1 protein-coding gene and 1 pseudogene are annotated in these 2,523 nt (G+C 74.9%); both read right to left on the reverse strand.

Features of this window, described 5'->3' with window-relative positions; all coding sequences use genetic code 11:
• Positions 1–519: 519 nt before the first annotated feature.
• Positions 520–1,788 carry a glycosyltransferase gene (locus ACTUAL_RS02635; RefSeq protein WP_440899143.1) on the reverse strand — a complete coding sequence of 423 codons (1,269 nt, stop codon included), beginning with the start codon at positions 1,786–1,788 and terminating at the stop codon, positions 520–522.
• Between the two features lie 38 nt (positions 1,789–1,826).
• Positions 1,827–2,523, reverse strand: a pseudogene (locus ACTUAL_RS02640) (glycosyl transferase); the annotation flags it as partial.

Genomic DNA, 2,523 nt, shown 5'->3' on the forward strand with positions numbered 1-2,523 from the left:
GCGACCACAGGTCCGGGCAACTGCTCCGGCCCCTGGTGTCCACCGCCCCGCCTGCTCCGGCCGCTGCGAGTCGGCGGCGCGTGCCTCCACCGCCCGTGCCGTCCCCGTTCTTCCCACCGCCCCGGTCCGCGAATAGCGGGACGCGGCGACCACAGGTCCGGACAACTGCTCCGGCCCCTGGTGTCCACCGCCCCGCCTGCTCCGGCCGCTGCGAGTCGGCGGCCCGTGCCTCCACCGCCCGTGCCTCCACCGCCCGCGCCGTCCCCGTTCTTCCCACCGCACCTGGAAAATGGCGAAGCGGTGGCCGCGTTTCCCGAACACGACCACCGCTCCTGGCGGAGAAAGCGCTTGCTCCTCACCGGTCCTCGCCCTCCAACGGTTCTTGACCGATGAAGTGGCCCCGGCCCCGGTGTGGTTCGCTGCGGTCCCTGCGAAAGCCCGCGCGCTCCGGCCACCGGGGCCGACGCCGTTGCCGCCACCACCCCGCGCCCCGTCTCCCGTCAGGACGGGGGTGATCACTCACAACCAGGACGCGCCAACCCCTGCCCGAGGTTGCTCGGCCTTCCCGGTTTTCCTCCCGTTCCCCCGGAAGACCCAGTTGCGCAGCAGCAGGAACCGCGCGACGGTCGCCAGCAGGTTGCCGCCCACCACCGCGACCAGCTCCGCGTGCCCGCTCGGATCGGTCACCCCGTGCGCGAGCGCCAGCGCGCCGCTGGTGAGCGCCAGACCCAGCGCGAACACCAGCAGCCCCTCCAGCTGGTGCCGCCCCGCGCCGCGCCTGCCGCGCACGCCGAACGTGAAGCGGCGGTTCACCGAGGTGTTCGCGACCGCCGTCACCAGCAGCGCCACCAGGTTCGCCCACTGCGCGCCGATCCCGTCCCGCAGCAGCGCGAACAGCAGCAGGTACGCCAGCGTGCTCGCCGCCCCCACCACCGCGAACCGCACCAGCTGCCGCAGCAACCCCGGCGGGACGCCCGGAGTCGCGGGCTCCAGCGGCGCGCGGCCGAGCTGGGCGCTCAGCTGCGCGATCGGCAACCTGCCGCTCAGCAGGCCCTTGCCGAGCCTGGCCACGCCCCGCAGGTCGGCCAGCGCGGTCGCGACGACGTCGACGCGGCTGTCCGGGTCGTCCACCCAGTCCACCGGCACCTCGTGGATGCGCGCGCCCGCCCGCTCGGCCAGCACCAGCAGCTCGGTGTCGAAGAACCAGCCGGTGTCGCGCACGTGCGGCAGGACGCGGCGCGCCACGTCCGCCCGGATCGCCTTGAACCCGCACTGCGCGTCGGTGAACCCGGCGGACAGCGAGGCCCGCAGGATCAGGTTGTAGCAGCGGGAGATGAACTCGCGCTTCGGTCCGCGCACCACGCGGGCCCCGCGCGCCAGCCTGCTGCCGATCGCGATGTCCGAGTGCCCGGAGATCAGCGGCGCGACCAGCGGGGGCAGCGCGGCCAGGTCCGTGGACAAATCGACGTCCATGTACGCCAGCACCTGCGCGTCCGAGGCCAGCCAGACCGCGCTCAGCGCCCGGCCTCGCCCCTTCTGCGGCAGGTGCACGGCCACCACCTCGTCGAACTCCAGCGCCAACCGGTCCGCGACCTGGGCGGTGGCGTCGGTGCTGGCGTTGTCGGCGATCGTGATGCGGAAGCTGTGCGGGAACCGGGCGGTCAGGTTGGCGTGCAGCACGCGCACCGAGGAGGCGAGGCCGCGCTCCTCGTTGTAGACCGGGACGACGACGTCGAGCACGGTCGTGCCGGTGCGCGCGAGGGGCGCCGGTGGGGTCGGGAGGGTCATGGGACCACTGTCGGGCCCGTGGCTGGGCGGCGGGTTGGTCACGGCTGTGCCCGCGCTGTGAGGTCGTAGACGGTGGCGCCGTCGACGGTGGTGGCGGTGAAGTTCGCGGCGACCCACTCGCCGATGCGGTGCGCGTCGTCGCTGCCGGACTCGCCCTGCATCATCTGCGCGGCGATCAGGTAGTGCACCCGGCCGTCCGCCACGTGCTGCTGGAACTGCTCCAGTGTGGGGGCCGGGTCGGTGCCGTTGAAGCCGCCCAGTGCCATGACCGGGACGCCTGCGGCGAGCTGGTAGCCGGCGGCGTTGTTGGAGCCGATGACGGCGGCGGGCCAGTCGTAGCTCGCGGCGTCCTCCTGGAGCAGCGCCGTCACCCCTGCGCCGGGGGTGGGCGCGTTGAGCAGACCGCCCATGCCGCCGCCCGTGCCCGTGCCGCCCTGCCGGGCGCCCCCGTCGCCCTGGCCCGCGTTGCCCTGGTTGCCCTGCCCGCCGGTCGTGCCCTGCCAGGCGCCCCTGCCGCCGTCGCCCTGACCGCCGAAGCCCCCGCCCGGTCCACCACCGCCGGGCATCCCGCCCATCCCGGCGCCCGCCGGTCCCGCCGAGGGGATCGCGCCGGAGTGCGGGGTCGCGGCCGTGGCGACCGAGTACGCGCCCGGCCCGAGCAGCACCGCGACCAGCGCCACCGGCACCACCACGACCACCGGGGCGACGCGCGGCAGGAACAGCCCGATCGCCGCG

It is taken from the genome of Actinosynnema sp. (assembly GCF_052038725.1).

Bases quoted from the DNA above. Each gene is read 5' to 3' on its own strand.
- ACTUAL_RS02635 (WP_440899143.1), bottom strand. From the start codon at position 1,788: ATGACCCTCCCGACCCCACCGGCGCCCCTCGCGCGCACCGGCACGACC.